Origin of the sequence: Proteiniphilum sp. UBA1028 (genome assembly GCF_002316955.1) — a bacterium.
In the GTDB taxonomy this organism is placed as follows: Bacteria; Bacteroidota; Bacteroidia; order Bacteroidales; family Dysgonomonadaceae; genus Proteiniphilum.
In genome coordinates, this window is sequence record NZ_DCEN01000007.1 from 14,864 (window position 1) to 19,253 (window position 4,390).

Genomic DNA, 4,390 nt, shown 5'->3' on the forward strand with positions numbered 1-4,390 from the left:
CCGGGATAATATTCGTTGTTGATCTCCTCCATGATTCTTTGTGCCGTGAAGAAGGTGGCTGTGTCGATCCGGTTGATCTGTGGCGGCAACGGTATGGTGGTTTCCGCCCAGGCGGTATTAAACCCTTCTGCTGAGGCCTCGATACGGATCCGGTCTCCTGTCTTGGGACGCACGGTTGAACGGAAAAGGGTCATCAATGCGGTATACTGAAACCCGAGACGGTCATGGTTTGTATTACTCTCGGTGCCGATCTTCACCATTTTCTCCCGTTCTTCGCCGTTGATGTACAATGTGAGGGTAGCATTACCCAGGCGACTCTTTTCGGTAAACGTGTCGGTATAGAGAAAACTTTTGCTGACCCTTATCTCGATGAGTGAATCGGGAGAGATGATACCGTTCATCACAATCCTGGGCTTGTAGCCATCCATATTCAGCCTGATCTCTTTCTCACAGGCGGCAAAAAGGAGCGGCAAAGTCATCAGCAGTATTGTTTGCAGTATGTATTGTGGGCGCTTCATTTTTTTAGAATTTATAAGTATAGGAGAAGGAGGGAATGATGGGGAAGAGACAGTAACTCTGGTATGCCGGAATACCCTTTTGCGGATATCCGTCTACCGTGTCCGGATTGGGAGCGAATTTCTCTGAAGGTAGTACCAGAAAGGAGTTGTGGTGGGCATAGGTGTTATAGATGCTGATATTCCAGATACCCGTCCTGCCGCTCTTCTTGTGGCGGTAGTAATTGAAACTTAAGTCGAGTCGTTGATAGTTGGGCATCTTGTAATTGTTCCGTCGCTCTATATAAGGCTCCTTCACGCCATGCATGTTGATATACTCCTCCTCCGGCAGGGTAGTCCAGTTACCTGTGGCATAGATCCAGGAAAGATTAAGATCGAATTTGCGGTTGAACTTGTGCATGAAAACGGCATTGATCTTGTGCCGGTTGTCCTGTTTCGCCGGATAGCTCTTTCCCTGATTGATCTCTCCCCCGGGGAACTGCCGGTCAGCCCATGAGAGCGTGTATCCGATCCATCCCGAACTGTTGCCGATGTTCTTTTTTGCCATCAGCTCCACGCCGTATGATGTGCCAATCCCCTGTGCAACACGATCCTCCCATCTGCTATTGCCTGTAAGGATGCTGGCCCCGTCTTTATATTCCACCTGGTTGGACGATTTCTTGTAGTAGGTCTCTGCCGACAGATCAAAACCATGGTATCTGCCATAGAGTCCCACCGAAAACTGGTAGGAGGAGAGTGGCTTCACATTTTTGGTGATCGGCACCCATAAATCGTTGGGAGAGTTGAGGTAGCTGCTCTGCAACAGGTGTACGTACTGGCTCATCCTGCCGTAGGAGGCTTTCATCGAGAGGTCGTCCCACAGGAGATAGCGTGCCGAGAGACGGGGTTGTGCGCTCAGGTAGGATTTTCCCTGCACGAAGAAGCCGGAGAGATGCATGCCGGCGTTCACCTTTAGTCGCTTGCCGAAGGCCATTTCGTCTTCGGCGTAGAGAGAGAGCTCTTTCACCCTGATTCGTTCATCGGCATAGGTGATGGTGTCGTTTTTTTTTCTTTCCCCATCAGTCTCTCTCCGGTAGATTCGACTCTCCTCGGGGCGGAAGTTGTGTTGCAGGAGGGCTGTGCCAAAGCGGATCAGGTGATTGTTGTCGTATGCATAATCAAAATCGAGGCGGTAACCCAAGTCTTCGATGCCCGACCGGTATACAGGATTAAAAAATTGGGAGGTTTTCACGAGCTCTTTTGTATCCGTCACAGGATTGGTAGTTGTATAAAAATCCTCGTTTTCCGAATAAAGCGAAATATCAGAACTGAAGCGGTTATATATCAGTGTGGCATTGGAAAATAGCTTGCTGTTCACAGCATAAGCCCAGTTCAGCGATACCATGCCTGTTCCCCAGCCGATATCCATGTTTGCCGTCTCGGTGCTGTGGTTGGTAACCGGATAGGCTTCGGCTTCTCCCGTTGTTCCGTCATACTGGTTCGTACCTCCGTATCTTGATTCGTTCTTGAAGAACAGTTTGTCTTTGCCGTTGTACAAGCTCAGATAGAGACGGCTCTTGTCTGAAAACTTGTGATTGATCTTCGCGTTGAAATCATAAAAATAATAGGCAAAGTCAATTTTATCGTGGTTTTCCGGATCGTCTTTTTTGTTTTGCCGGTTCATGAAGTAGAGTGCCGGCCGCACAAGCAAGTCGAGATAAGTGCGGCGGAGCGAGACAGAGAATGATGTTTTATCCTTGACGATGGGGCCCTGCAGGTTCAGGCGAGAGGAGATGAGCCCGATGGAAGCGGTTCCGGACATCTGTTTCATATCTCCGTCGTTCATCCGCAAATCAACTACAGATGAGAGCCGCCCGCCATACCGCGCCGGAAAGCTACCCTTGTAAAAATCCATTGTTTTCACCGCCTCGGGATTGAAGGTGGAAAACAGCCCCAACAGATGGTGCACATGGTAGAGCGGATTTCCATCCACAAGGTAGAGGTTTTCATCGGCATTGCCGCCACGTACATATAACCCTGCCATGGCATCGCTACCCACTGCCACACCGGGCAGTTGCTGCAGGACCTTAATCACGTCGTGTTCACCCATTAATGCCGGAACAGCATTCAGTGTTCCGGCATTAAAACTGATCTTCCCTGTTTCTGCATGCTGTATCGGGTTTCGCAAGTCCCCCTCCACCACGACCTCCTTCAGTGACGAAGAGGGACGCAGATAAAAATGGATCACGGTGTCCTGTGTTACGATAAAAGGATGGTGTTCGGTGGCATATCCCACGTAGCTGGGGCGGAGGGTTAAACTCCCTGGTGGAATGGTGAGGCTGTAAAACCCGAAATTGTTGCTGACGGCACCCTGTCCGGAAACAAGATCAATGATGTTGGCGGATATAAGGGTCTCATGTGATTCACGGTCATGGATAAAACCACTGATGGTGATTTCTTTCTGCCGTTTTTTCAGGATGATGAACTTATCACGAATGATAAACTGTATATCGGTCTTATCAAATAAAGCTCCCAGCACGTTCTCAATGGTTTCATCCTCTACTCGTATCGATATGGGTGGAAGTTTTTTCAGCAAATCAGGATTGTATGAAAAGCGATAATCGGTTTGGGATTCAATCTGTCTGATCAGTTCGGTGATCGATTTCCGTTCTGCGCGGATGGTGATTTTTTGCGGTTCGGATGCTCCCGTGTGGAGGCAAATGAACAGCAGAAAAAAGAGGATGTAGCGTTCCATTAAAAAAGAATAAAGTTAATTCACGATTTGTATATGGGAATCTAACGTTATATTTATGATGTTCAGGATCTCAATGATGCTTTTCCCTGAAAAAGTACTGGTCAGACGCAACGGCAACTCTTCTTCAGGTGCTTTCATTTGTACGTTGTAGTATTGTGATAACAGCATGAGCAACTGTTCGAGGGTGGCGTTATTGATTGAGAGCTCATTTCGCTCGGCGCTATAGAAGATGGATGTGTCGTCGGAGAATACGTTGATCTCTTTTCCTTTCTCCCGGTAGTGTACACGCATACCTTTTGTACAAAGAATCTGTACGGCGGGTGACTCGGGTGTGAAGAGGACTTTCCCCGAAATAACCGATAGTTCCGTTCCTTCATCGTTCTCCGACACATTGAACACTGTCCCTAACACCGTGATCTTGGCTGTGGGTGTAAAAACGATAAATGGCATGGTCTCATCGTGTGTCACACTGAAACGAATATTGCCGTGCATGGAGACATGACGGTAACGATTCCCGAAGTGACGGTCGTAGGTCAGCTCTGCCCCTTCCTGCATCACTACTTCGGTGTGATCGGGCAGACTGAATATGGTGTTATCGGATTCAGCCAGAAGTTGACTCGGGCGGTTTACCGATATCCAGATACCGACTCCGGTGACTATCAGTAACAGGGCAACAGCTGCCACGCGTGTCACAAGTGAGAGATATTGCACCCTCCTGAATTCCTGAAGTGAATGTGTCAGCCTTTTCCACCCTTTTGCAGTATCGAACACCCCTTGACGGTAGTGCTGTGCCACAAAACGGATAGATTCATCGATGTCGTTTCTGTTCTGTTGCATATATCAGTTTCAAACGCTTTCTATACATGAGACGCAAAAAAAATAAAATCTCTCACACGATCGCGAAGAATTTTCAATTATTCTTCCCTATGCGGCTTATCGGTTGAAAAAACAGGGGAGTAACTCGAGCAGCTTGTCTGTTTTTATTCAGGGCAATTGTTCAGGCAAAGAAGAAAAGATAGGCATTGAAATCTTTGGTGCGCAGCGATTGCATGGCACGGAAGACATGGTTTTCAATGGTCTTTACGGTTAGCCCGGTTTGTTCTGAAATATCCCTGTAGCTTAACCCATCTCGCTTTGCCAT

General features: G+C 48.0%; 4 protein-coding genes. All 4 read right to left on the reverse strand.

Features of this window, described 5'->3' with window-relative positions; all coding sequences use genetic code 11:
* Positions 1-518, reverse strand: a 518-nt coding sequence (locus tag B3Z75_RS00925; RefSeq protein ID WP_294066745.1) for a DUF4249 family protein, incomplete at its 3' end; no start/stop codon positions are given.
* Between the two features lie 4 nt (positions 519-522).
* Positions 523-3,249: a TonB-dependent receptor gene (locus B3Z75_RS00930; RefSeq protein WP_294066748.1), complete on the reverse strand. Its 2,727-nt coding sequence runs from the start codon at positions 3,247-3,249 to the stop codon at positions 523-525.
* A 15-nt stretch (positions 3,250-3,264) separates the two neighbouring features.
* Positions 3,265-4,086 (reverse strand): FecR family protein, encoded by an 822-nt coding sequence (locus B3Z75_RS00935; RefSeq protein WP_286879951.1) that lies wholly within the window; start codon positions 4,084-4,086, stop codon positions 3,265-3,267.
* Between the two features lie 160 nt (positions 4,087-4,246).
* Positions 4,247-4,390: a sigma factor-like helix-turn-helix DNA-binding protein gene (locus B3Z75_RS14230; RefSeq protein ID WP_414702840.1), complete on the reverse strand. Its 144-nt coding sequence runs from the start codon at positions 4,388-4,390 to the stop codon at positions 4,247-4,249.

Excerpts from the sequence above, each read along its gene's own strand:
- B3Z75_RS14230 (WP_414702840.1), bottom strand. The coding sequence starts at position 4,390 with ATGGCAAAGCGAGATGGGTTAAGCTACAGGGATATTTCAGAACAAACC.
- B3Z75_RS00935 (WP_286879951.1), bottom strand. The coding sequence starts at position 4,086 with ATGCAACAGAACAGAAACGACATCGATGAATCTATCCGTTTTGTGGCA.
- B3Z75_RS00930 (WP_294066748.1), bottom strand. The coding sequence starts at position 3,249 with ATGGAACGCTACATCCTCTTTTTTCTGCTGTTCATTTGCCTCCACACG.